Annotated in this window: 1 protein-coding gene; it reads right to left on the bottom strand. The window is 31.1% G+C overall.

Annotated elements, in window-relative coordinates:
• Window positions 1-206 (bottom strand): hypothetical protein (locus AB3I00_RS14915; RefSeq protein WP_368025659.1); only part of this gene is annotated, 206 nt, incomplete at both ends.

Here is a 206-nt window from a genome sequence, read left to right as displayed (position 1 = left end):
GTCCTCTTCGCTGAATCAAAACCTCTGCAACAATTTCTTTCATTTCTTCTTTGGCTTCATCAGACACCAAACTTTCTAATTTTAAACAAGGATAATACTGATTCATATAATCAGAAATCTCAGCAATTAATTCTTTTTCCTGTTCTATCTCATCCGACTCTTTTTTTATTGAATCAATGGATTCAACAATTTCATTACTCTCTTTT

This window comes from Enterococcus sp. C76 (assembly GCF_040886985.1).
Classification (GTDB): Bacteria; Bacillota; Bacilli; order Lactobacillales; family Enterococcaceae; genus Enterococcus_B; species Enterococcus_B lactis.
This window is presented reverse-complemented; position numbering and strand designations above follow the sequence as displayed.